Annotated in this window: 22 protein-coding genes; 13 read left to right on the top strand and 9 right to left on the bottom strand. The window is 71.1% G+C overall.

The annotated features are described in order from the left end of the window. Positions 1 to 15: 15 nt before the first annotated feature. The 5 genes from ACWJI7_RS04920 to ACWJI7_RS04940 all read right to left on the bottom strand — a co-directional run bounded on the left by ACWJI7_RS04920 (position 16) and on the right by ACWJI7_RS04940 (position 4,160). A complete protein-coding gene (locus ACWJI7_RS04920; RefSeq protein ID WP_479935837.1) occupies positions 16 to 543 on the bottom strand; it encodes a ferritin in 528 nt (175 codons plus the stop codon). Between the two features lie 150 nt (positions 544 to 693). Further along, positions 694 to 1,326, bottom strand: a complete 633-nt coding sequence (locus tag ACWJI7_RS04925; protein ID WP_479935838.1) for a DUF4178 domain-containing protein — start codon at positions 1,324 to 1,326, stop codon at positions 694 to 696. Positions 1,327 to 1,346: 20 nt separating this feature from the next. Beyond that, a complete protein-coding gene (locus tag ACWJI7_RS04930) occupies positions 1,347 to 2,888 on the bottom strand; it encodes a polyamine aminopropyltransferase (RefSeq protein WP_479935839.1) in 1,542 nt (513 codons plus the stop codon). A 2-nt stretch (positions 2,889 to 2,890) separates the two neighbouring features. Further along, complete coding sequence (locus ACWJI7_RS04935) at positions 2,891 to 3,121, bottom strand: hypothetical protein (RefSeq protein WP_479935840.1); 231 nt, start codon at positions 3,119 to 3,121, stop codon at positions 2,891 to 2,893. Position 3,122: 1 nt separating this feature from the next. Then, positions 3,123 to 4,160: a hypothetical protein gene (locus ACWJI7_RS04940; protein ID WP_479935841.1), complete on the bottom strand. Its 1,038-nt coding sequence runs from the start codon at positions 4,158 to 4,160 to the stop codon at positions 3,123 to 3,125. Here ACWJI7_RS04940 and ACWJI7_RS04945 point away from each other — a divergent pair. From ACWJI7_RS04945 to ACWJI7_RS04970, 6 genes are all read left to right on the top strand, one after another. Beyond that, a complete protein-coding gene (locus ACWJI7_RS04945; protein ID WP_479935842.1) occupies positions 4,153 to 4,362 on the top strand; it encodes a DUF350 domain-containing protein in 210 nt (69 codons plus the stop codon). The genes ACWJI7_RS04940 and ACWJI7_RS04945 overlap by 8 nt on opposite strands. Positions 4,363 to 4,384: 22 nt before the next feature. Next, positions 4,385 to 6,901 carry a ligase-associated DNA damage response DEXH box helicase gene (locus ACWJI7_RS04950; RefSeq protein ID WP_479935843.1) on the top strand — a complete coding sequence of 839 codons (2,517 nt, stop codon included), beginning with the start codon at positions 4,385 to 4,387 and terminating at the stop codon, positions 6,899 to 6,901. Positions 6,902 to 7,020: 119 nt separating this feature from the next. Then, the gene (locus tag ACWJI7_RS04955; RefSeq protein WP_479935844.1) at positions 7,021 to 7,605 is read left to right on the top strand and encodes a glycogen/starch/alpha-glucan phosphorylase; all 585 of its coding nucleotides are present in this window, start codon (positions 7,021 to 7,023) and stop codon (positions 7,603 to 7,605) included. Further along, positions 7,595 to 9,805 carry a PhoX family protein gene (locus tag ACWJI7_RS04960; protein WP_479935845.1) on the top strand — a complete coding sequence of 737 codons (2,211 nt, stop codon included), beginning with the start codon at positions 7,595 to 7,597 and terminating at the stop codon, positions 9,803 to 9,805. Before ACWJI7_RS04955 ends, ACWJI7_RS04960 begins: the two co-directional genes overlap by 11 nt. Before the next feature lie 23 nt (positions 9,806 to 9,828). Then, entirely contained in the window at positions 9,829 to 11,166 is a 1,338-nt protein-coding gene (locus ACWJI7_RS04965) for a saccharopine dehydrogenase family protein (RefSeq protein ID WP_479935846.1), read from the top strand. Positions 11,167 to 11,531: 365 nt separating this feature from the next. Next, entirely contained in the window at positions 11,532 to 12,764 is a 1,233-nt protein-coding gene (locus ACWJI7_RS04970) for a glycosyltransferase family 2 protein (RefSeq protein WP_479935847.1), read from the top strand. 188 nt (positions 12,765 to 12,952) lie between these two features. Here ACWJI7_RS04970 and ACWJI7_RS04975 read toward each other — a convergent pair whose 3' ends face one another. Then, positions 12,953 to 13,180 (bottom strand): hypothetical protein, encoded by a 228-nt coding sequence (locus tag ACWJI7_RS04975; RefSeq protein WP_479935848.1) that lies wholly within the window; start codon positions 13,178 to 13,180, stop codon positions 12,953 to 12,955. A gap of 76 nt (positions 13,181 to 13,256) precedes the next feature. Continuing rightward, entirely contained in the window at positions 13,257 to 15,368 is a 2,112-nt protein-coding gene (locus ACWJI7_RS04980) for a 4Fe-4S binding protein (RefSeq protein ID WP_479935849.1), read from the bottom strand. An 86-nt stretch (positions 15,369 to 15,454) separates the two neighbouring features. On the opposite strand from ACWJI7_RS04980, the gene ACWJI7_RS04985 reads away from it, so the two are divergent. Further along, positions 15,455 to 16,039 (top strand): glutathione S-transferase family protein, encoded by a 585-nt coding sequence (locus ACWJI7_RS04985; protein WP_479935850.1) that lies wholly within the window; start codon positions 15,455 to 15,457, stop codon positions 16,037 to 16,039. A 1-nt stretch (position 16,040) separates the two neighbouring features. Beyond that, positions 16,041 to 16,784 carry a ligase-associated DNA damage response endonuclease PdeM gene (pdeM, locus tag ACWJI7_RS04990; RefSeq protein WP_479935851.1) on the top strand — a complete coding sequence of 248 codons (744 nt, stop codon included), beginning with the start codon at positions 16,041 to 16,043 and terminating at the stop codon, positions 16,782 to 16,784. On the opposite strand, the gene ACWJI7_RS04995 is transcribed toward pdeM, so the two are convergent. Beyond that, entirely contained in the window at positions 16,741 to 17,175 is a 435-nt protein-coding gene (locus ACWJI7_RS04995) for a CBS domain-containing protein (RefSeq protein WP_479936009.1), read from the bottom strand. The genes pdeM and ACWJI7_RS04995 overlap by 44 nt on opposite strands. A 216-nt stretch (positions 17,176 to 17,391) precedes the next feature. On the opposite strand from ACWJI7_RS04995, the gene ACWJI7_RS05000 reads away from it, so the two are divergent. Next, on the top strand, positions 17,392 to 17,898 hold the full coding sequence (locus ACWJI7_RS05000; RefSeq protein ID WP_479936011.1) for a CDP-alcohol phosphatidyltransferase family protein: 507 nt from the start codon (positions 17,392 to 17,394) through the stop codon (positions 17,896 to 17,898). Here the strand turns inward: ACWJI7_RS05000 and ACWJI7_RS05005 are convergent. Next, positions 17,871 to 18,815, bottom strand: coding sequence for an NAD-dependent epimerase/dehydratase family protein (locus ACWJI7_RS05005; protein WP_479935852.1), 945 nt, complete (start codon positions 18,813 to 18,815; stop codon positions 17,871 to 17,873). The two genes, ACWJI7_RS05000 and ACWJI7_RS05005, sit on opposite strands and share 28 nt — an antisense overlap. An 85-nt stretch (positions 18,816 to 18,900) precedes the next feature. Here ACWJI7_RS05005 and hisA point away from each other — a divergent pair, with 85 nt between their 5' ends. The 4 genes from hisA to ACWJI7_RS05025 all read left to right on the top strand — a co-directional run bounded on the left by hisA (position 18,901) and on the right by ACWJI7_RS05025 (position 22,644). Beyond that, complete coding sequence (gene hisA, locus ACWJI7_RS05010; protein ID WP_479936013.1) at positions 18,901 to 19,662, top strand: 1-(5-phosphoribosyl)-5-[(5-phosphoribosylamino)methylideneamino]imidazole-4-carboxamide isomerase; 762 nt, start codon at positions 18,901 to 18,903, stop codon at positions 19,660 to 19,662. A gap of 212 nt (positions 19,663 to 19,874) precedes the next feature. After that, complete coding sequence (locus tag ACWJI7_RS05015) at positions 19,875 to 20,237, top strand: Fur family transcriptional regulator (RefSeq protein ID WP_479936015.1); 363 nt, start codon at positions 19,875 to 19,877, stop codon at positions 20,235 to 20,237. Positions 20,238 to 20,320: 83 nt separating this feature from the next. Beyond that, a complete protein-coding gene (locus tag ACWJI7_RS05020) occupies positions 20,321 to 21,994 on the top strand; it encodes a DUF3685 domain-containing protein (protein ID WP_479935853.1) in 1,674 nt (557 codons plus the stop codon). A gap of 32 nt (positions 21,995 to 22,026) precedes the next feature. After that, the gene (locus ACWJI7_RS05025) at positions 22,027 to 22,644 is read left to right on the top strand and encodes a thylakoid membrane photosystem I accumulation factor (protein ID WP_479935854.1); all 618 of its coding nucleotides are present in this window, start codon (positions 22,027 to 22,029) and stop codon (positions 22,642 to 22,644) included. Positions 22,645 to 22,650: the final 6 nt, after the last annotated feature.

Here is a 22,650-nt window from a genome sequence, read left to right on the forward strand (position 1 = left end):
CGGCCTCGGCGGCGATCAGGCCTCAGCGGCCCCACTGAGACCCCGCTGGATATGGCTGAGCGCCGTCCCTTCGAGGAACTGCTGATCCAGCAGCAACAGCGCAGCACTGTTGTCACCGGCGAGCCGCAGCCGCTTGCAGACGAAGCGCGCCTCCGCTTCCTCCTGCAGTTGCTCGGCGACAAACCAGTCGAGCATGGCGGTGGCACTGCGCTCTCCCTGGTGCTCGGCCATGGTGTACAGCCGATTGATGGAGGCCGTCACACCCTTTTCCATTCCGTAGGCCACATCGAAGAGGGCCTGAACGGAGGGCCAGCTGCGCTGCGGAGCCTCCACCGTGGGCAGTTCCACTTCGGCATCACTGTCCACTAAGTAGGCAATCATGCGGGAGGCATGCTGGCGCTCCTCATGACTCTTGTTGAGCATGTAGATGGAGAAACCGGCCAGATCTTTCTCCCGCAGCCAGATCGACATCGCCAGGTAGGTGTGGCTGGCCTGGAATTCCGAAGCCAGGTGATCGTTGATCGCCCGGGTGAGTTCATTCATGCCGGCAGACAGGGGTGCTCTTCCCCATTGTGGGCCGTGCGATCGCCGTGGGCCGGGCCAAATACACGGCCGGCTATGACCGATGGCACAACGGTTGCCCCCCGGGGCCGAGGCGGCGGGGGAGACACCAGGGCCGAGCAGGGCAGGCTCCTAGATCCCTGGCCGGTACACCGACCGGCCGTCGCCGGGCAGCAGGGTGAGCGCAGCGGGATCGATGCGCCGCCCCAGGGTGATCTCCGCCTCGTCGTCCCCCGCGCCGGCCGCCACGGCGCCGGGGCCGCCGCCCTCCCAGCGCTCCAGGGAGAGAACCCGCCCCTCGGGCCCTTCGTAGTCGCCGTAGCGGCAGCCGCCCAGGCGCCGGTTCATGGTGCGGGAACTGGAGGTGGCCCCGGCGCGTCCCTGCTCCCTGAGCCCATAGGCCACCCCCTCCCAGTGGATCCGGTCCGGGAAGGGATCCGGCAGCTCCTCCACCTGGTGGATCAGCTCGAGCGGAGCCGGCTCCAGCCAGCTCACCTCAAGCCAGTCGTCTTCGCAGACGCTCAGCCAGCGGCCGTCGGGCCCATCGCGAAGGAGATACTCCAGCCACTGGAATCCTCCGTCGTCATAGAGCAGGCGGTCTTCCACCACCCAGTCGCGGGAGCCGGCCTGCACGATGTCGCCGGTGCTCAGATCGAACAGGGTGCGGGCCCGGGGCAGGGCCGGCGTTCGTCGCTCCCGCCGCTGCACGCGCAGCAGCACCAGCGCCGCCAGCAGCAGGCCCAGCAGCAGAATCCAGACGCCCATGGGCCCAGCCTATCGATCGCTCAGCGCCAGAGGCTGCGGCGCTGGTAGTCGGCCAGGACCGGTCGCGACAGCCGGTTCGGCCGCACCCGCTGATCGGGCGGGGGCCGCAGATCCCGGGGGAGCTCGAACAGCCGCGCCAGCCGGTCGGCATCGACCCAGCGTGCCTCGAAGGGCAGCGCGGCGGCCCGCAGATCCTGCCCCGGGCGGTGGGCCAGCACGAACCCCCAGGGCCCAAAGCTGGGCACCGTGACGCTGTAGGGCCGGGTGGCGAGATTCACCTGCTCCAGGGAGGCCTGGATCGAGGCCATCACCGCCGGCGTGAAGAACGGGGTCGAGGCCTGGGTCACGATCAGCCCCTCCGGCGCCAGGCGCCCCAGCAGCCGCCCATAGAAGGTGACGCTGTAGAGGCGGGCCAGGGGGGCGGTGGCGGGGTCGGGAAAATCGGCGATCACCACGTCGTAGGGGCCCGAAAGCCGGCGCACCAGCTCGAAGGCATCCCCCAGATGCAGTCGCACACGCCGGTCGTCCAGGCTGCCGCCATTGATCCGCCGCAGGACGGGATGGCGACGGGCCAGCTGGGCCATCGCCGGATCCAGTTCCACCAGATCCACCCGTTCCACCCCCGGCCAGCGCAGCACCTCCCGGGCGGCCAGACCGTCGCCGCCCCCCAGCACCAGCACCCGCCGGGGCCGGGGATGGAAGGCCAGGGCCGGGTGGACCAGGGCCTCGTGGTAGCGGTATTCGTCGAGGCTGGAGAACTGCAGGTTGCCGTCGAGGAACAGGCGCAGGTCGCCACCCCGCCGGGTGAGCACGATCCGCTGGTGCCGCGACTGGGCCCGCCCCACCACCGGGTCGGCGTAGAGGCCATCCTCGATCCGGTCCCCCAGCGGCACCACGGCCAGGGCCGCCAGCACCGCCACCGGCAGGGCTGCGCTCACCGGCCAGCGCCAGCGGCGGCACTCGGGAAACATCCAGCAGAGCAGGGCACTGCTGGCCAGCGGCACCAGGGCCAGCAGACCGGCGGTGGGCAGCAGCCCGAACCAGGGCAGCAGCAGCAGCGGAAACAGCAGCGCCCCCACCAGGGCGCCGAAGTAGTCGAGGGCGAGCACGCGGGCCAGGGCCTGCCGCAGGTGCTGCTGGCTCTCGAGCAGCCGGGTGAGCAGCGGCACCTCCATCCCGCCGAGCACCCCCACCAGCAGCGTCAGCACCACCAGGGCCAGCCAGACCGGGCCGTCCAGGCTGAACAGGCCGAACAGCAGCAGCGGCCCCAGCAGGCAGAGCGGAGCCAGGCCCAGCTCCACCAGCAGGAAGCAGCCCAGCAGCCGCTGGCGCTGGCGATCCCCCACCGCCAGGAACTGGCTGAGCCAGGCGCCCAGCCCCATGGCCGCCAGGAACGTGCCGATCACCACGCCCGTGGCCAGGGCGGCATCACCGAGCAGATAGCTGGCCTGGGTGGCCAGCATCAGCTCCAGCACCAGCCCCACGCAGGAGGAGACGGCGGCCGTGGCCAGCAGCACCTTCACCTGCAGCGGCGACAAGGGAGCCGGCGGACGGGAGGACATCGCTACTTCGCCGCCCCCGGCCCCCGGCCCTGGAACCGGGACCAGTCGCGCGGGACCTCACGGCCCACCCAGCGGCCGCCGCGGTAGCCGCCCCGGAAGATCACTCCGCGGCCCCCGGCGGGGGTGCCGTCCTGACCGATGCGGTAGAGCATCGGCCGGGTGATGGCGGCCAGCGAGCCCACCCCCACCGCTGAAACGGTGAGCACCAGAATCAACCGGCGTTCGAGCGGCATCTCAGGCCGCCTCACGGGCCGGGGCCAGCGGCAGGGCCACCACCGGAACCGCCGTGCGCACGCCGTCCTCCAGCACCAGTTCGAGCCATTCGATCTCCCACGGCTCGTCGCCGTCGTCGAGCCGCTCGCTCACAACGGCGCGGACGCGCAGGTTCTGGGAATCGGGCACCCGCAGGTCGATGGTCTCCGCCAGGGTCAGCCAGTGGTCGCCGTCGCTGGAGTACCGCCGGGGGGCGAGCCAGCGGCGCTGCTCCAGCCGGGGGCGGCCCAGGGCGTCGCTCACCACCAGCTCGAAGCGGGTCTGGGGCAGGCCCGCCAGCGGGGCGGTGTCGCTGCTGGGCCGCTCCCAGCGGGCCCGGATCCTCAGCCGCAGCAGGCCTGGCCCGCCGGCCCAGAGACGCAGCCCCACCCGGCAGTCCTCCAGCCGCACCACCCGCCGGGTGCGCCAGCCGCGGTAGATCGAGGCGTGCAGGATCGCCACCATCCCCGTTCCCACGACGGCGGTGAACAGCAGCAACGGCGCGTCGACGCTGTGGTTGCGCACCCGCAGACGCACCACGAGCGGGGCCTGGAGCGGCCGGCCGGTGTCGTCCCGCAGATCCTCCAGGGTCAGGCGGAGGCGATAGGAGCCCGACGTCCGGGGCCTCAGGTCCAGGGCTACGACGGTGTCGCTCTCGTCCCAGGTGCCGCTCTGGCCGTCCTCCACCCAGGTGCCGGTCTCACGCCAGCCCTCCTTGTCGAGCTGGAGCACCGCCGTGCCGCCGGCATCGAGCAGATCCACCGCCAGCCCCATCGAGCTGTCGGGCGGGAGGTCCGTGCGGAGCCGGATCGACGGGCTCCCCAGCGGTCCTCCCCGGAGGGTGAAGGGCCCGCTCAGCACCGGAGCAGCCGGATCCACGGCGACCAGCTGGCGCTGGGCGGGCACCAGCGCCGAGGCCGCCAGAATCAGCAGCGGCAGCAACGGCAGCAGCCAGGCGAGCAGGGGCCAGCGGACCAGCTCGGTAGCGTGGCGCTCGATTCCGGGCGAGGCGATGGTCAAACCGCTGCTCCAGTTACTCCTGACGGTCGGCTGGACCTTCGTGGGGGTCATCCTCATCTATGGCGGGTTGCGGCTGTTCGACGCCCTCTCACCCACCGACTTCCGGGCCGAAGTGCGCCGGGGCAATGTGGCCGCCGGGGTGGTGCTGGGTTCGGTGATCCTGGCCATCGCCGCGGTGGTGGTAGCCGTCCTGGTCTCCTGATCACCTGAGCCGGCCGGCAACCTTGAGTTCCGTGTCCAAGCCGTCACTGGCGCCGATCGAGGCCTGGTTCTCCCGGAAGGGCTGGCGCCCCCTGCCGTTTCAGCGTCGCTGCTGGAGGGCCTATCGGGACGGCCGGGACGGGCTGATCCAGGTGCCCACCGGCGCCGGCAAGACCTATGCCGCGGTGATGGGCCCGATCGCGGCGATGCTGGCGGAAGCGGAGCGCGCCGGCGGCACCACGCCCCGAGGACTTCGGCTGTTCTATCTCACCCCGCTGCGGGCCCTCAGCCGTGATCTGGCCCTGGCGATCCGGTTGCCGATCGAGGCCATGGGCTGGCCGGTGCGGCTGGGCATCCGCAACGGGGACACCGGCAACGCCGAGCGGGCCCGTCAGCTGAAGACTCCGCCCCAGATCCTCATCACCACCCCCGAATCGCTCTCGGTGCTGCTGGCCGGTGCGGGGGCCACCGAGCTCTTCGGCGACCTCCAGGCGGTGGTGCTCGATGAGTGGCATGAGCTGATGGGCAGCAAACGGGGCTCGCAGACCGAACTGGGCCTGAGCTGGCTTCGCCGCCTCCGACCCGGCCTGCGCACCTGGGCGATCAGCGCCACGATCGGCAACCTCGAAGAGGCGGCCCGGGCGGCGGTGGGAGCCGGCGCCGAACCCCTGATCATCACCGCCAGGATCCGGCGGGCCACCGAGATCCGCAGCCTGCTGCCCCCGTCGATCGACGGCTTCCCCTGGGCCGGCCATCTCGGCCTGCGCATGTACGAGGAGCTGGTGGGGGCCCTCGATCCGGCCGTGTCCACCCTGCTGTTCACCAACACCCGCCACCAGGCCGAACGCTGGCGCCAGTGCCTGCGGTTCGCCTGCCCCGACATGGAGGACGCCCTGGCCCTTCACCACGGCTCGATCGATCGGGCCGAACGGGAAGCGATCGAGAGCGGCGTGAAGACCGGTGCCATCCGGTGGGTGGTCTGCACCAGCTCGCTCGATCTGGGTGTCGACTTCCAGCCGGTGGAGCGGGTGGTGCAGATCGGGAGCGCCAAGAACCTGGCCCGGCTGCTGCAGCGGGCCGGTCGCTCGGCCCACAACCCCGGCGGCACCTCCCAGGTGCTGTTCATGCCCACCCACGCCCTGGAGCTGCTGGAGGTGAGCGCCATGCGGCGCGGGCTGGCCGCCGGCCTCGTGGAGCAGCGCAAACCCCCACGGGCCCCCCTCGACGTGCTGCTGCAGCACCTCACCAGCCTGGCCTGCGGGCCGGGGTTCGAGCCCGAGCAGGAGCTGGAGACCGTGCGCAGCGCCTGGAGCTTCCGCACGCTCAGCGACGGGGACTGGGCCTGGTGCCTCCGCTTCCTTGAGCACGGTGGCGCCTGCCTCGGCACCTACCCCCGCTACCGCAAGCTCGAGCGCGAACCGCTGCAGCGGTCGGCAGCGGCGGCGCCCTTCCGCTACCGCGTCACCGACACCGCCCTCGCCCGCCTGCACCGGCTCAACATCGGCACGATCACCGCCAGCCACTCCATCACGATCAAGGTGGTCCGCGGCGCCACGCTCGGCCACGTGGAGGAAAGCTTCGTGAGCCGCCTCAAGCCCGGCGATGGGTTCTTCTTCGCCGGGCGGCAGCTGGAGTTCGTGCGCCTGCGCGAGATGACTGCCCTGGTGAAGGCCAGCCGCCGCCGAAGCCGGCTGGTGCCGGCCTGGGCCGGCGGCCAGATGGCGCTCTCCGATCTGCTCGGCGTCCATCTGCGCCAGGAGGTGGACCGCTGCGCGCGGGCCCTGGAGGGAGGCGGCACCCACCTCGACACCCCGGAACTGCGCGCCCTCGAGCCCCTGCTGCGCCGCCAGCAGGACCTCTCGGCGTTGCCGAGAGCCGACCAGTTCCTGGTGGAGATCACCCGCAGCCGCGAGGGCAGCCACCTCTATGCCTACCCCTTCGAGGGGCGGTTCGTGCATGAGGGTCTCGGCTTCCTCTGGGCGGGCCGGCTGACCCGGATCGAGGCGGCCACGATCACGGTGTCGGTGAACGACTACGGTTTCGAGCTGCTGGCCCCGCGGGGCTATCCCTTCGCTGAGCTGTTCGAGAGCGCGGGCGGGACGCTGCTCAGTGAGGCGGCACTGCAGGAGCATCTGGAGAACTCGATCAATCTCTCGGAGCTCTGCCGGCGTCGCTTCCGGGCGATCGCCCAGGTGAGCGGGCTGGTGCTGAACGGCTTCCCCGGCCAGTCCAGGATTGGCGGTCAGCTTCAGATCAGCGCCGGGCTGCTGTTTGATGTGTTCCAGCGCCATGAACCGGCCAACCCGCTGCTGGCCCAGGCCCGCCGGGAGGTGCTCGACGACCAGCTGGAGCTCGGCCGGCTGCGGGAGGCCCTGAAGCGGCTGCGTACCAGCGAGCTGCGGCTGGAGATCACCCCCCGCCCAGGACCGTTTGCCTTCCCCCTGCTGGCGGAGCGGCTCAACAACCGCATGAGCAACGAATCGGTGCTCACCCGGCTGGAACGGCTGATGGCGGAGGCCCGGCGGGCGGAGGGGACCTGAGCCCGGCGGCCGGCGGAATGGTGCGCAGGCGTCCGAGGGCCAAGCCGGTGTTGGTCCGTCCTTAACCCTGCCGCGACAGCCTGAAGGGGATCTCCCGCCCACTGACCATGCGTGGACCGGTGGCCCAGAGCACGTCCAGTTCCGATCGGCCGGCTCCGGCCAGCTCCGGCGATCCCCAGCGCACCGGAATGACCGCCGTCGATCGGGTCGACGGCATGGTCGAGCAACTCGTCGGCGCCCTGGGCCGGCCGGCCAGGGGCACCGGCCAGCATGACCTCGACCTGGCGCATCGCCACGCCGCGGGCGACCGGCTGATGCCCGGCATCGAGGAGGACGCCGAGCCTGACCTGGGCAACGGCGGACCGGGGCGCCGGGCGGCCTGCTCGCAGGACTCCCTGGCCCACCGGGAACTCCCGGCCCCCGGCGACGGGATCGGCTGCGAATTCGGCCTCGTCGCCCAGCACCGGGTCCAACGGGGGGAGACGATCGATCCGGTTGCCGCTCCCTCCAAATCGATCTCCATCGCCGGCCCGGAAACCTCCCGCACAAGCACCAGGAAGATCACCCTCCATGGCGCCCTCACGATCGGCTCCGTCAATGGGGCCAATCGCCAGAGTCGGGAGCCGGTGAGGTGCCCCTGGAGCCAACCGGCCGTCGGGACCCGCCGATCCCCGCTGAACATCAGCTGGACCCATGGCTCCTGATCCGATGATGCGCCGCCGCGACCTGTTCACCCTGCTGGGGCTGTCGGCAGCCGCCGCCGCCGGCGCTTCCAGCGCGGCGGGAACCAGTCCGATCCTCACCGAGCCGAGGCGATTGCCCTTCACTCCCCTGCCGGGGCCGATGCCACTGCCCAGCGACGGGCTGAGTGCCCCGGAGCAGCAAGCCCGCTACGGGGCCATCACGATCGACGACCGCCTGCTGGTCCCGGAGGGCTACCGCGCCGATCTGGTCGCGGCCTGGGGAGAACCGCTGGGACCGGGTCGCTTTGGCTTCAACAACGACTACCTCGCCCTGGTGGAGCTGGGCGAAGACCGGGCGCTGCTGACGGTGAATTTCGAATACATCAGTCCCAGGCCCTGGATCGAGGGCTACCGGGAGGCGATCGGTGCCGAGCTTCCCGCCCAGGCCCTGATCGAGGCCCTGCGGGAGCGGGGCGGCACGGTGGACGTGGGCAGCCTGGAACCCGGTGATCCCCTGGCGGCCCAGTGCCGCCAGCTGGCCGCGGCGGCCCTGAGCGATCTGGGCATCGGCGTGATCGAGATCGCCCGCCAGGCGGATGGGTCCTGGCGCCGGCAGGCGGGGCGCCGGGACTGGCGCATCGATGGCCTGAGCGGCCTGGGGGATCCCTCGGCCCAGTTGGCCGTCAGCGGGCCGGCCGCCGCCGTGTTTCGCCGCCGGGATCGCCTCGGCCACGACGACGGCCTCGGCGATCGTGTCATCGGCACCTTCGCCAACTGCGCCGGCGGCGTCACCCCCTGGGGGACGGTGCTCAGCGCCGAAGAGAACGTCCAGGACCAGGTGGTCGAGGCGGTGTTTGCCGATGGCAGCGCGTCCGATCCGGCCGACCTTCCGTTCCAGTTCGGCGAGCAGCGGCTGCAGGGCCTCGGCAATCCCTTCGCCCTGGCCGGCAACAAATATGGCTGGATGGTGGAGGTGGATCCACGGCGGCCCGAGCGCCGGGCCGTGAAGCACAGCTGGTTGGGGCGCTTCCGCCATGAGGCCGTGGCGGTGAAGGCGGAAACCGGACAGCCCCTGGTGGTGTACTCCGGCTGTGACCGCATGGGCGGCCACCTGTATCGGTTCGTGGGCGACAGGCCGATCAGCGATCCGACGGATCCCGCCAATTCCGACCTCTTTCTGGCCGGCCGGCTGGAGGCGGCCCGGTTCTCCCCGGACGGCCGCGGCGACTGGATTCCCCTGGAGCCCGGCACCGAGGTGAACCCCATCCCCCCCAGCCACTTTGGGCGCCACGGCGTGCCACATGCCTGCCTCGTCCCCCACGGGGATCGGAGCCGGGCCGGCGCCGAGTCGCTCGTCAGCGATGCGGCAGTGGCGGCCTACCGCCACCGGTTCCCGACCCTGGCCGACCTCTATCCCGGTACGGGGGACGAGCAGATCGGGGCGATCCTGATCGATGCCCATCTGGCCGCCAGCGCCGCCGGTGCCACGCCGGCCGCCAGGCCGGAGGACACGGACCTGGATCCGATCAGCGGCGATCTGCTGATCGCCTTCACCGCCGGCGGCGTGAATGAGGATGGCCGGTCCGATCCGGCCATCTTCCGCGGCCCTGGCGGGGAATCGAGCTGGCCCTTCGGCTGGATCATGCGGCTCAGTGATGCCGACACGTCCCGGGGCAGCCGCTTCCGCTGGCGGATGGCGGCCACGGGCGGCACCCCCTGGCAGGGGGGCCTGGGGTTCTCCAATCCGGACAATCTGGCGCTGGACCGGGCCGGCAACCTCTGGATGGTGACCGACCGCTCCAGCACGGCGGACGACCTGGACGTGTTCGGCAACAACGGCTGCTGGTTGCTGCCCCGCAGGGGTCCAGGGGCGGGCGAAGCGCTGCTGTTTGCCTCCGGGCCGATGGAATGTGAGTTTTGCGGCCCCTGCTTCGATGCCGCCGAAACCAGCCTGTTCCTGGCGGTGCAGCATCCGGGTGAGCGCCACGGCACCCGGGTCGGGAACGCCCTTGAAGCCCAGGCCCATCGGCTCGTCGACCGCGACGGTCGCGCCTTCGATCAGGTGCGCTGGGTTCCCCTGGGCTCGAACTGGCCGTCGGGGGGACCCGGGCGCCCCCCCCGCCCTGGCGTGGTGGCGATCCGGCGCCTCGATGGCGCCCCGCTGCTCGCGCCCGGGTCCTCTCCCCCTCGCCGCTCAGTGCCGGCCCAGCAGCGGCGATAGCCTCGGCGGCAGCGCCACCCGTCATGAGCACCGCGCCGGACGGCCCCTCAACCCTCACGATCGCCTTCTTCGGGCTCGGGGCCGTGGGCTCGTCGATGCTGATCTGCCTGGCCGAGCTGGCCGAGCGGGACGGCGTCCCGCACCGGTTCATCGTGGTGGTGGTCAACGCCGAACTGGCCCGGGACGCTCTCTTCCACGCCGAACGCCTGTTCGACCGGATCACGTTCGTCGAGGTTCCCGACTTCAGGCTGGTGTTCGCCGCCGAAGGCGAGGCGTGCTGCCGGCTGGAGGGGGCCCACCTGCTGATCAATGCCGCCCATCCCCAGTTCAACCGGCCGATGCTGGAGCTGGGGCTGCGCCTGGGCGCCCATGGGGTCGACCTCGCCTCCGATATGTATGACGCCGAGACGGAGGCCTCGCTCACCTTCTCCCAGTACGCCTTCGATCAGGCCCTGCGGCAGCGCGGATGCGCGGCGCTGATCAACCTGGGCATCTCCCCGGGGGTCACCAGTTTCCTGATCGGACTGCGGCTGGAGGAGTTGAAGGCGGCACGGCGGAGGGATCTGGAGGTCGAGAGCGTGGATCTGTACCTCCTCGAGGACATCGATTCCGATGCGGTGGTCTTCTCCTGGTCGCCGCTGGTGGCCCTGGAGGAGCTGGCCGAGCGGCCGCGGCTGCTGCGCGATGGCCGCATCACCGTGCTGGAGCCGTTCAGTGCCGCCCGCGACCATGTCTTTCCGAACCAGCCGGGACCGACGCGTCAGTACCCCCTGTATCAGGAGGAGCTGCTGTCCCTGCATCGCGCCTTTCCCCAGATCCCTTCAATCGGGGTCTACACCGGCGGTTCCGAAGTGGAACTGGTGAAGGCCCTGTTCCAGCTCAATCTCCTCTCGAAAACCACCCTGCCGCAGCAGAGCGAACTGACGATCGAGGCCATGGTGCGCGCCATCCTGCCGGGGATGAACAAACCGAGGCGGATCGAGGACTATCTGCGCAGCGGTGTGATCCGGCGGGCCCATTTCGCCGCATCCGCCGAGATCCGCTACACCGAGAATGTCCGCAACGACCGGCAGACCACGGTGGAAACGGTGGGACTCAGCTACCTGCGCTACCGGGGCCTGCTGGAGAGCCCCTATGCCGGTGCCACCTACATCTCCTATCCCACCGCGGTGGGGGCAGCGATTCTGGCCTGGCACGCCCTGGCCTTCCTGCGGGAGGAGGACGGTGCTCTCCACGGGGTGATCAGCGGCGAGGACCTGGCTCGCCTGCTGCCCCGCTGGCGTGCAGAGGCGATCCGGCGGGATCTGGTGGCCTGGGACATCGACCTGTTCGAGTCCGTGCGGGACGCCACCCCCGGCTGAGGCGAAGACCCGCCTCCACCGAGCTGGACAGGTCAGTGGCCGTGTGGCCCCATGGGGTAGGTCGAACTTCAAACCCTGCCGCTGTTCCTGCGGCGGGGCGGCTCGATCCTCGGCTTTTCGTTCAACCGGAGGATCTGGCCATCACCTCCTACCGGGATCCCCACGGACGCAGGATCCACATCGTGCTCGATGTCCACAGGGAGCGTGCTCTGCTGGCGGCCCAACCCCCCCCCCCCGGCGGCACGGCTCCACGCGTCGCGCCGGCCCGCACGCGCTCCAGGCGAGATCCGCCTGAGGCGGTCCCTGGACCGGGAAGCGATCCAGGGGTGCGGGAAGGTGGAGGCTCGACGGTCTCGCTCCCCCGGATGTCCACCCTGCCCCTGCCCAGCACCGTCGCCAGCGTTGCCAGCGGCCTCGGCTGGCTGGCGGTCCTCGGACTGCTGATCCTGCTCCTGCGGCTGGAGCAGGCCCTGGGCCGCGCCCCCCGACTGCAGAACCGGTCCGGCCCAGGAGACGATCCCGGGTCTGACCCCCACGGAGAGGGCGACGAGGGAGCCCGGCCCGAGCTGTTCGTGATCGTTCCCACCTTCAATGAGGCCGCCACGATCGAGGGTTGCCTCAGCGCCCTGCTGGCCAGCGAGTTACCTCAGGCCGACTGGCGGGTGATCGTGGCCGACGACGACTCCACCGACGGCACCACCTCCCTGGTGGAGGCGGACCGGGGCCGCGGAGATCTGGCCCAGGGAGTTCTGGAGCTGCTGCGCTGCGGACCCAGACCCCAGGGGGAGCGCTGGTGCGGCAAGACCTGGCCCTGCAGTGAAGCGGTGCGTCACCTGGCCACCGCCGGCAAGAAGGACGACCGCTGGCTGCTGTTCCTCGATGCCGATGTGACCGTGGGGCCCATGGCCCTGGCAGCGGCGCTGGCGGAAGCCCGCCGCAGCGGCGCGGATCTGCTCAGCCTGGCTCCGAAGCTCGAGTGCGGCTGCCTGGCGGAGTGGCTGGTGCAGCCGATCGTGAGCGCGCTGCTGGGCCTGGGCTTTCCGATCGACCGCGCCAACGACCCGGACGATCCCACCGCCTTTGCGGCCGGACCGTTCATGCTCTTCCGCCGCAGCGCCTACGAACGGATCGGCGGGCACCGGGCGGTGGCCGCCGAGGTGGTGGAGGATCTTGCCCTGGCCCGGGCGATCAAACACCACCGGCTGCGGCTGCGCTACCTGCTGGGCCTCGATCTGCTCAGCCTGCGCATGTACCGCAGCACCGGCGCCCTCTGGGAAGGCTGGACCAAGAACTGGTACCTGGGACTGAACCGCAACGCCCCCCTGACCCTGGCCAGCGGAGCCGTGGTGCTGCTGCTGTTCAGCGGCCCCTGGCTCCTGCTTCCGCTGGCCCCCGGGCCGGCGGTGCTGGGCATCGCCCTGCAGCTCGCCATCCGGATCTGGAGCCGCTGGCGGTTCGGTCTCGGCCTGCGCCACTGGTGGCTGGGCGGGCTGGGGGGTCTGATGATCGCCGCGATCGCGCCGGTCTCGATCTGGAAGACCAGCACGGGCCAGGGATGGACCTGGAAGGGCCGTTCCCTGGCCGAGACTCCCGGCTGAAACGGCGCCCCAGGGGAAGGGGTCGAAAGCGGCCCGTCCGCCAGCCGCTCAGGCCTTGCCGAGCCGTTGGACGATGACGCTCATGAGCACCAGGGAACCGACCAGAGCCAGGAGCAGGGCGATGGTCATGGGGTCACGTCGGCGGAGAGCAGGCTCAGAACCTATCTCCGGCGCCGGCCCGTGGGGTGCTAGCCGGGATCACTCACCAGGGAATCCCCATGGGGCGTGCCATCCCCGGGTCGATGCAACCGGCAGAACGGAGGTTCTTCGCAGGCCTCCAGCAACCATTCGGCCATCTCCATCCGCAGGGCGTAGGCGTCCTCGAAGTGTTCGCCCCGCTCCAGCCAGGCCAGACGTGCTTCGACCCACCGGGACGGGCGGATCGGACGTTCAGACGACGCGCGCTCTGGGTTCATCGCTGAGTCCCCCTCAGTAGCCTCCATCCTCGGCCATCGGGGTCGATCGCCCGCCCCAGACCGGAACCGGGGGCGATCACCCCACCGCCACGAGCCAGCGGCCCCCGGCACCCAGCAGCAGGGCCGCCAGGGAACTGCCCCAGAGCAGCAGGCGGCCCGGCGCCAGCAGGCGGCGCAGCAGCAGCAGCGAAGCGCCCACGCCCACCAACAGCACGGCGCTCTGACAGAAGGCGATCACATGGGGATCGGCACTCCAGCCCGGCAGGGGACGGTGCCCGCTGACCGGCAGCAGCAGTCCCGCCTCGGCCATGCCCAGGGGCAGATGGCGGGCCAGCAGCAGGCCCCAGAGCAGCGGCAGCAGGCCATAGAGCGCCAGCCGCCAACGCTGGGCGGCCTGGGGAGGTGGGCTCCGCAGAACCGCCGCCAGACGCAGGCCGACAACGAGGGCCGACGGCAGGGCGAGGGCCAGAACGGCGAAGGCCAGGCGCGGCAGCAGCGGACCCCGCTGCAGAGACTCCGGGGCCAGGGGCAGGGCTCCCAGCAGACGGTGCCAGTGGGTGAGGCAGACCCCTCCGGCCAGCACCAGGATCAGGCCCGCCTCCCCCGCCGGTGGGGCCATCTCCCGCTGCAGATCGGCGGCGGGCGGCCGGAGGCTGAGCTGAACGGAGCGGTGCGGGCAGGCCTGGGCGCAGGTGAGGCAGAGCACACAGTTGCGGTTGTCGGCCAGGTGGGCCGGATGGGTGCCGAGCGGGCAGCCCGCCGTGGCCAGCCCCTCCCCCTCGGCTGGACCGCCCTTGAAGCAGGCATAGCTGCTGCAACTGCCGCTGCAGATGCCCGCCTGGGCCCGCAGTTCCAGCACCGACAGTTTGGCGAACAGCCCGTTCATCCCCCCCACCGGGCAGAGATAGCGGCACCAGAAGCGCTTCTCGAACCGCAACGACCCCAGTACGGCCCCCGCTGTGATCAGCAGCAGCAGGCAACTGCTGAGCCAGGCCGTGTTCTCCAGGTCCGCCAGCTCTTCCCAGAGAAGAATCGCGCCAAATCCCGCCGCCAGGCAGGGCGCCGCCCAGGTGTCGGTGTTCCCCCGCGGCCAGGGGGCCGGCCGCCGACCCAGGGCCCGGGCCAGTCGCTGGGCGATCTCCCCCCAGACCATGAACGGACAGAACGAACACCAGAGGCGGCCGACCAGCGGATAGGTCAGCAGGATCAGCGGCCACCACCAGGCCCAGAACAGGTTCAGGGCACCGTTGTGGGCACGGTCCTGCGGTCCGAGCCAGAGCCACAGGTTCACGAGCACGAACAGCCAGCTCACCAGGCCGTAGAGCAGGGTGTTCCAGACCCTCGGGGAGCGCATCCAGACCCGCAGGGCCGGTTTCCAGCGCCAGAGATCGAAACGGACCCGCGACTGCCGCGGCGTCAGCCAGAACACCTCCTCGGGCAGCTCGACCTCCGATGGCGTGAGCTGCCGCAGGGCCCGATCGACCAGCCCCTCAAGCTCGCGCACATTGCCGGGAAAGTCGTGGATCTGCAGCCGCCGGATCACCTCCTCTCCCACCACCGGCGTGGTGGTCCAACCCAGCGCCCGGCTGCGAAGGCGCAGGGTGTAGCGCAGCCAGTCGCCCAGGTCCTGGCGGCGCACGCGCAGGGGGGGAACCCGGATCAGGGTGCAGATCCGGTCGAAGGCCGGCAGGGCGCGTTCGGCGGTGAAGAACAGGCGGCCGGCGAACTGGTGGGGTGAGCCCTCCGCCCCAGGAGTCCGCCAGCGGCCGCTGCCGGCCAGCTCCAGCAGGGCCGCCATCAGCTCGGCGGGAGCCAGATCCAGCTTGTCGATCAGCAGGGATCCCTCCCCGAGCAGCGTGAGCAGTGCACCGGCGCCATCGCTGCCCGCGGCACCGAACAGATCGCCCCCATCCGCCCGCAGCCGGGCCCCGTCGAGCCGCACCATCAGCTGACGCCGGGCCGACGAGCCGAAATGGATCAGGGCGGCGATGTTGTCCTTCTCCAGCCCTGGCTCACCCATGATCAGCACCGCTGTGGCATCGCGGTCGTGGGCGGCCCGCCGCACGCTCTCGCGCAGGCTGCGGGCATAGCGGCTGTCGCCGACGATGCCCCGCCGGGCGCGACCGACCAGCAACGGCGCGAGCCGCCGGAACACGTCCTGTCCGGGATCCCCTGACTCTCCCGTCATCCGGCGTCGGGTCCGCGCGATGCTCTTCATTCTGCGCCGGCTCGCCAGCGCCCCACCCCATTCCACGACCCGCCTGGCCCGTCCCCATGTCCCTGACCCTCCACGGCGGTCTCCGCTCCCGCGCCTCGATGCCCCGCTGGTACCTGGCCGAGAAAGGGATTCCCTACACCTGGCGGCTGCTCGACATGCAGGCCGGGGAGCACCGCAGGGAGCCCTTCCTGGACCTCAATCCCTTCGCCAAAGTGCCCGTTCTGGTGGATGACGAGGCCCGCGGCGCCGATGGCGGCCCGCTGGTGCTGTTCGAGAGTGGGGCGATCCTGCTCTATCTGGCCGACCGCTACGGCCACGAGTTCACCACCCCCGAGCAGCGGGCCCTGGCGGAGCAGTGGGTGCTGTTCGCCAACGCCACCCTCGCCACCGCCCTGTTCGTTGAGTCGGCCCGCGAGCGGGAATTCCCGGCCCTGATGCAGGTGCTGGACACACGGCTGGGCGGGGGTGCCCCCCTGCTGGGCGACCGCTGGGGGGTGGCGGACTGCGCTGTGAACGCCCACCTGGCGTACCTGCCGGTCTTCTTTCCCCAGCTCGATCTCAGTCCCTACCCGGCCGTGCAGGCCACGATCACGACCACCCGGGCGATGGCGGCCTACCAGGCCGCCATCGCCACGGCCTGAGATGGGCTCCCAGCCGCTGGCCGCCGATCGGCTGCCCTTTCACTGGCGGGGCCATCGCCTGGAGCTGCTGGGGGCCAGAGCCGTGCTTGATCCGGCCCAGGGGCTGCTGCTGGTGGCCGATCTGCATCTGGGAAAGGCGGAAACCTTTCAGGCCCATGGCATCCCGGTGCCGAGCGATGGCGATGCCGGCACCCTCAATGCGCTGCTGGAGCTGGCCCATCGCTGGTCTCCCCGGGAGGTGGTGGTGCTGGGGGACCTGATCCACGGCCGCCTGGGTCTGACGGCCGAGCTCCGCGAGAAGCTGACCGCCCTGCCGGAGCTGCTGGGCTGCCCGCTGCGGCTGATCGGAGGCAACCACGAACGCGGCAGCTGGATCGACAGACTCCCGCTTGAGCCGAGCGGCCCCCGGGGCCCCCTCTGGCTGAGCCACGGGCCGGAGGCGCCACCCCAGCCGGGCCGGTGGCTGCAGCTCTGCGGTCATCTGCACCCGGTGGCCCTGGTCGGCAGCAGGAGTGACCGGTTGCGGCTGCCCTGCTTCAGCTTCGATGCCGCCGTGCAGCGGCTGGTGCTGCCGGCCTTCGGCCAGCTCACCGGTGGGCATCCCTGCGATGAACGCACCGAGCGCTGGCTGGTGGCTGAGGGGTCGATTCTTCCCCTTCCCTGTGCGAAACCCCAGGCCAGGCCCCACGGTGGATCCCGGCTCAGCCCCCGGCGGCCAGAGCCCGCACCACGTCGCCCCGGGTGAGAACCCCCACCAGGGCGTCGCCCTCCCGGACAAACAGCCGCTGGGTGGAGCGGTCGTGCAGCAGCTTCGCCGCCTCCGGCAACGACAGGTCCGAGGCGCAGCTGTGGGGGTGGCGGCTCATCACCTCCTCCACCGTGCTGCCGAGGACCTGGTGCACCTGCTTGTCCCAGTCGAGGGGATTGCGCAGATAGATCACCGCATCCAGCAGCATCAGGTAAGGCCCCGCATCGAAGCCGCTCTCCCGCACCATCAGATCCTGCTCGGTCAGTTCGCCCACCAGGGTCCCCTGGGCATCGAGGACCGGCAGGCCGCTGATGTGGTGTTCGCTGATCAGCCGCACCGCCTCCTGCAGGGGGGTGACCGGCGTCACGCTGAGCAGCGGTGTGGTCATCGCCTCGGCCACCCGCAGCGTCCTGGGGGAGTCGGGAGTCATCGGGGCGTCGCGTCTGGAAGGGTTCTAGGCCAGCGCGGGGGGGAAGGAGACGTCTGCGGCCAGAGTGCAGGATTGGCCGCTGCAGCCGGCGACGCCGTGGCACCCCATCCAGCCGAACCCGATCCCGCCAGGGCGCTGGCCCGCCAGGCGACCTCCCGCTGCCGAGCCCGGCGGCTGGCCGACGGCCTCACCCTGGGCCGGGCGCTGATCGGCCTCCCCCTGCTGCTGGCGCTGGGCGGGGGGCAGGAGCCGCTGGCCTGGCTGCTGCTGCTGGCCGGGGGACTGAGCGACTGGGCCGACGGCTGGCTGGCCCGCCGGGCCGGGGGCGGATCGGTCTGGGGCGCCCGCCTCGATCCCCTCACCGACAAGATCCTGATCAGTGCGCCCCTGCTCTGGCTGGCCAGCGCCGGCAGCCTGCCGCTCTGGGCGGTGTGGCTGCTGCTGAGCCGGGAGTTGCTGATCTCGGGCTGGCGGGCGAGCCGCAGGGGCGGCGCCCCCGCCTCCGGCTTGGGCAAGGCCAAGACGCTGCTGCAGTTCGCCGCCCTGCTGCTCCTGCTGTGGCCGCGCGACTGGGGGGGGGCGGCGGTCCTGCACGGGCTGGGCTGGTGGATGTTCTGGCCGTCGTTGCTGCTGGCGCTGGGGTCGGGGCTGGGCTATCTGCGCGCCGGCGGATCCGACTGAACCGCCAGCAGACCCGCGTCGGCGCTGAAGTCGGGCTGGGTGGGAGGGCGCAGGGCGTAGTCGTTGCGGTAGCTGTCGGCCAGGGCGGTGTCCAGATCGAATCGCGGCGACCAGGCCAGCTCCCGCCGCAGTCGATGGATGTCGGTGAGGAAGTGGGCCAGGCGGAGCGGGAACGCCTTGCGCGCCTTGGGGTCGAGCCCGGAGGGATCGAAGCGGCGGATCTCCACGGTGGCGGGATCGCGGCCGCAGGCGCGGGCGGCGGCGGCCACCAACCCGCGCAGGGTGACTCCCTGCTCGCCGCTGCAGTTGTAGATCCGGTTGGCGGCCGCTTCCACGTCGATGCAGCGTGCCATCGCCGTGGCCAGGTCGGTCACATGGCCCAGCTGGGTGATCGTGCTGCCATCGCCCGGCAGGGGAACCGGGCGGCCATGGACGATCCGGTCGAAGAACCAGCTCTCCACCGGGTTGTAATTGCCAGCTCCGATGATGTAGGTGGGCCGGAAGCTGGTGAAGGCGATGCCTTCACGGCGCAACCAGTCTTCGGTCTCAAGCTTGCCGGCATGGCGGCAGGCCGGGTCTGTGGGGGCCTCCTCCGTGAGGGGCCACAGCTCACTGTCAGCGTAGACGCCGGCCGAACTGACGTAGACGAAGCGGTGGCTGGGCGGTCCGGTGCGCTCCAGCACCGCGGCACTGTCCATGAGCGTGCGGCCGCTGCTGTCTACGATCACCTCGAAGCGGCGGCCACCCAGCTGGGCCAGAGCGTCCGGATCGCTGCGGTCCCCCACCAGACCCTCCACGCCGGCGGGCACCGGCAGCCGGCCCCGGGTGAACAGAGTGAGGGCATGGCCGGCGGAGCGCAGCTGCTCCACCAGGGGCTTGCCGACGAAACGGGTGCCCCCCATGATCAGGATCCGCATCGTCGCCATCCGCACAGAGCGCCATTCAAGCGGCCGGGCCTCCGGAGAGGATGGGGGACGGCCCCCGCCACCGCTTCCGAGCGCCATGCAGATCATTCCCGCCATCGACCTCCTCGACGGGCAGTGCGTGCGCCTGCACCAGGGCGATTACGGCCAGGTCACCCGCTTCAGCGACGATCCGGTGGCCCAGGCCCTGGAGTGGCAGCGCCAGGGGGCGGAGCGCCTGCATCTGGTGGATCTCGATGGCGCCCGCAGCGGGGAACCGCTCAATGACCCGGTGGTGCGGGCGATCACGGCGGACCTTGACATTCCCGTCCAGCTGGGGGGCGGCGTCCGCAGCGCCGAACGGGTGGAGGACCTGCTGGCCTGCGGTCTCGACCGGGTGATTCTGGGCACGGTGGCGATCGAGAATCCGGACCTGCTGCGGCACCTGGCGGCCCGCCATCCCGGCCGTGTCGTGGTGGGCATCGACGCCCGTGACGGGCGGGTGGCCACCCGCGGCTGGCTGGAGGCGAGCGCGGTGGAGGCCACGGCCCTGGCGGCCAGCTTCGAAGGCAGCGGGGTGGCGGCGATCATCAGCACCGACATCGCCACCGACGGCACCCTGGCCGGCCCGAATCTGGAGGCCCTGCGCGCCATGGCCAGCGCCACCAGCCTTCCCCTGATCGCCTCCGGTGGCGTGGGATCCGTCACCGATCTTCTGGCCCTGCTGGCGCTGGAGCCCCTGGGGGTGGAAGGGGTGATCGTCGGTCGCGCCCTCTACGACGGCAGCGTCGATCTGCGGGAGGCGCTCCAGGCCGTGGGCCCGGGTCGGCTGCAGGATCCGATCGCCCCGTCGATCGGTTAATGTCGCGCCTATAACATAGAGAGTGCCCTGTTCACTGCATCACCACCGACGTGTCCGCCCCCTTCGCCATCCCGGCCCTGCCGGCACACCCCGGAGCCATGGGGGGAGCTGGTGCCGAACCGGCCGGACCCAATGCGCCGGATCCGGCCTGCGGAGCCCCCGGGCTGCACGCCTCCGTGACGGACGCCTTCCGCCGCTGCCGTGATCTGGGCATGCGTCTGAGCCGTCAGCGCCGCATGGTGCTGGAGCTGCTCTGGCATGAACGCAGCCATCTCAGCGCCCGGGACATCTTCGAGCGGCTCAATGCCCAGGGCCGCAACATCGGCCACACTTCCGTCTACCAGAACCTGGAAGCTCTGCAGTCGGCCGGAGTGATCGAATGCCTCGATCGGGCCAGCGGCCGGCTTTACGGCTACCGCAGTGATCCCCACAGCCACCTCACCTGCCTCGAGACCGGCGCCATCGAGGATCTCGACGTGGTGCTGCCAGATCATCTGGTCCGGCAGATCGAAGAGCTGACCGGCTACGCGATCGACTCCTACACCCTGCAGCTGTTCGGGCGACGGCGTGGTTGAAGCAGGGTTCTCGCGGCGGACGGACGCCCCCTGGGTAAGTCCACCAACAGTCGTTACCTTGGCTGGATGATGTGGCCTCCCGCGTGAGTCAGCCAGCGGTCTCACCCGCCCCGGCGGAGCAGCCGCCCCCCCAGTTGCTGCTGTTCGCCGCACCCCTGCTGCGGGATGGCCTCGCCCGGCTGCTGAGCGCCGATCCCCCCGGCTACCGCGTCGTCACCGAACCCCCGCGCCTGGAGGGGGCTCCCCAGCTGCTGATCTGGAGCCTGGAGGCCCCTATCCAGCCCACCATGCTGCTCGGCGAGCTGGAGCGGCTGGAGCGGCGCTGGCTGCCGGCTCCGCTGCTGCTCCTGCTGCCGGCCGTACCCGGCTGCCCGGAGGACTGGCTGCTGCGGCTGCCGGTGGCCGGGCTGCTGCAGGACCCCGATCCCGACCAGCTGCTCGGCGCTGTGGCCACCCTGCTCACCGGTGGGCGGGTGGTCGACCTGCGCGGGGCGGAGCGCGCCTCGGCGGCGGCAGGGGCCAGCCCGATGGGCCTGGGTGACTGGTTGCTGCTGAGTGGACTGCAGCAGATCGATGCCGAACTGCTGGTCTGCGCCGGCCTGCTGGACCCGCCGCCCCAGAACCTGCTGCTGCAGCTGATTGTGGAGGGCCGGCAACGGGAACTGCGGGCAGCCAGGGGATTCCTGATGCTGATCTGGGGACCCGCCAGCCTGGCCTGGAGTGCCCGCGTGGCGCCGCTGCCCGCTGCCTCCGGCCAGCCTCTTCCCAGCCCCCCGGCCGGAGGGAGCACAGCGATCACGCTCCGGCAACGCACGGCCGAAGGGGTCTGGGAGGCCATCCGGGACCGGCTCAGTGGCGCCAGCAGCGCACCCCTGGCCCAGCGGAACGACGGTGAACTGTTCGCCCTCGAGGGTCTCAGCGCCGAGCGCCGCCGGGATCTGCTGCTGGCGTTGCTGAGGGAGCTGGACCAGTTGCTGGGTCTGCTGCGCCATGACCATCCCCAGGGGGAAGCCCTCCAGACCCGCTGGCTGGAGGTCCAGCCCGCCATCCGCCGGCAGGCCCTGCGCCGGATGGCGGGCCCTTACGTGCAGCTCCCCCGTCAGGGCAGCCTCAGGCCGGTGGCCGACACCCTCAGCGATGCCAGCGCCTTCGAGGACGAGGATCCCGATCTGCCCCCCTGCCAGCCCATGCTGGCCGCCCTGCTGAGCGCCCAGCCCCTGCTGATCGATGGACGTCTGCTGGCCCCCGATGAACCCCGGGCCCTCCTCCACCTGGAGACCCTGGTGAGCAACTGGATGATCCGCACGGCCGAGCGCATCAGCGCCGATGTGCTGGCCTGCTGCGGCGACTGGCCGGAGCTGCGCCGCTATCTGCTGGTGCAGGACCTGATCGCCACCCGCAGCCTGGAGCGGCTGCGCAACCAGCTCAACGCCCAGCAGCGCTGGAGCGAGTGGTTCGAGCGGCCGATCCAGCTCTACGAAAGCCAGCGCCTGCTCTATCGCCTGCAGGATGGAGCGATTCAACCGCTGCTCCTCACCGAACCGCGGGATGAGGAGTTGCGGCGGCTCGGCTGGCTCCAGCAGGCCGTCACCCTGGCCCTGGAGGCCCGGGACGCCGTGGCTCCTCAGCTGCGCGCCCTGCTGCAGCGACTCGGCGATCTCCTCGTGGTGGTGCTCACCCAGGTGATCGGCCGTGCCATCGGGCTGGTGGGCCGGGGCATCCTGCAGGGCATGGGGCGCGGCCTCAGCCGCCCCTAGGGCCACAATGGCGAGAGTCCTGCTCCGATCGGTTGCCCGTTCTTCATTCCCCCGCTCAGGGTCTGACCTCCTGCCGCGACCGGCTCCGGCAAGGGGCCCGAGCCCTGGTCAGCCTTGCTCTGCTGGCGCTGCTGACCCTGGGCACGGCGGCGGCTCCGGTGGACGCGGCCCTCACCACCAACAGCTACGACGGGAACATCTTTGCCCTCTATGCCGGCAACGGCTCCCTGGTGCCACCGCGCAGCACCCTGGCCCAGGCCATGGCCGACCATCGCCCCGTGGTGCTGGTGTTCTACCTCGATGACAGTGCCGACAGCAAGCAGTTCGCGCCGGTGATCTCGGAGCTGCAGCGGCTCTGGGGTCGGACAGCCGAACTGATCCCCCTCACCACCGATCTGATCCAGAACCGCCCCGACAAAGGCCCGAGCGATCCGGCCCACTACTGGAAAGGGGTGATCCCCCAGGTGGTGGTCTTCGATGGCGACGGCAGCGTGGTCTTCAATGACCAGGGCCAGGTCAGCCCCGACGCGATCAGCGACGCCCTGTCCAGAGCCACCGGCCTGACGCCGGCTGGCGCCGGGGCCGGTGCCGGCGCAAGCAGCACCCGCAGCTTCAACGAACTGAACAGCGAAGTCGTTGCGGGTGAATGAACAGCC

This window comes from Cryptocyanus atlanticus LEGE 06306 (genome assembly GCF_056633155.1).

Coding starts and splice junctions, on each gene's coding strand:
- ACWJI7_RS04920 (WP_479935837.1), bottom strand. CDS start 543: ATGAATGAACTCACCCGGGCGATCAACGATCACCTGGCTTCGGAATTC.
- ACWJI7_RS04925 (WP_479935838.1), bottom strand. CDS start 1,326: ATGGGCGTCTGGATTCTGCTGCTGGGCCTGCTGCTGGCGGCGCTGGTG.
- ACWJI7_RS04930 (WP_479935839.1), bottom strand. CDS start 2,888: ATGTCCTCCCGTCCGCCGGCTCCCTTGTCGCCGCTGCAGGTGAAGGTG.
- ACWJI7_RS04935 (WP_479935840.1), bottom strand. CDS start 3,121: ATGCCGCTCGAACGCCGGTTGATTCTGGTGCTCACCGTTTCAGCGGTG.
- ACWJI7_RS04945 (WP_479935842.1), top strand. CDS start 4,153: ATGGTCAAACCGCTGCTCCAGTTACTCCTGACGGTCGGCTGGACCTTC.
- ACWJI7_RS04960 (WP_479935845.1), top strand. CDS start 7,595: ATGGCTCCTGATCCGATGATGCGCCGCCGCGACCTGTTCACCCTGCTG.
- ACWJI7_RS04965 (WP_479935846.1), top strand. CDS start 9,829: ATGAGCACCGCGCCGGACGGCCCCTCAACCCTCACGATCGCCTTCTTC.
- ACWJI7_RS04970 (WP_479935847.1), top strand. CDS start 11,532: ATGTCCACCCTGCCCCTGCCCAGCACCGTCGCCAGCGTTGCCAGCGGC.
- ACWJI7_RS04975 (WP_479935848.1), bottom strand. CDS start 13,180: ATGAACCCAGAGCGCGCGTCGTCTGAACGTCCGATCCGCCCGTCCCGG.
- ACWJI7_RS04980 (WP_479935849.1), bottom strand. CDS start 15,368: ATGACGGGAGAGTCAGGGGATCCCGGACAGGACGTGTTCCGGCGGCTC.
- ACWJI7_RS04985 (WP_479935850.1), top strand. CDS start 15,455: ATGTCCCTGACCCTCCACGGCGGTCTCCGCTCCCGCGCCTCGATGCCC.
- pdeM (WP_479935851.1), top strand. CDS start 16,041: ATGGGCTCCCAGCCGCTGGCCGCCGATCGGCTGCCCTTTCACTGGCGG.
- ACWJI7_RS04995 (WP_479936009.1), bottom strand. CDS start 17,175: ATGACCACACCGCTGCTCAGCGTGACGCCGGTCACCCCCCTGCAGGAG.
- ACWJI7_RS05005 (WP_479935852.1), bottom strand. CDS start 18,815: ATGCGGATCCTGATCATGGGGGGCACCCGTTTCGTCGGCAAGCCCCTG.
- hisA (WP_479936013.1), top strand. CDS start 18,901: ATGCAGATCATTCCCGCCATCGACCTCCTCGACGGGCAGTGCGTGCGC.
- ACWJI7_RS05015 (WP_479936015.1), top strand. CDS start 19,875: ATGCGTCTGAGCCGTCAGCGCCGCATGGTGCTGGAGCTGCTCTGGCAT.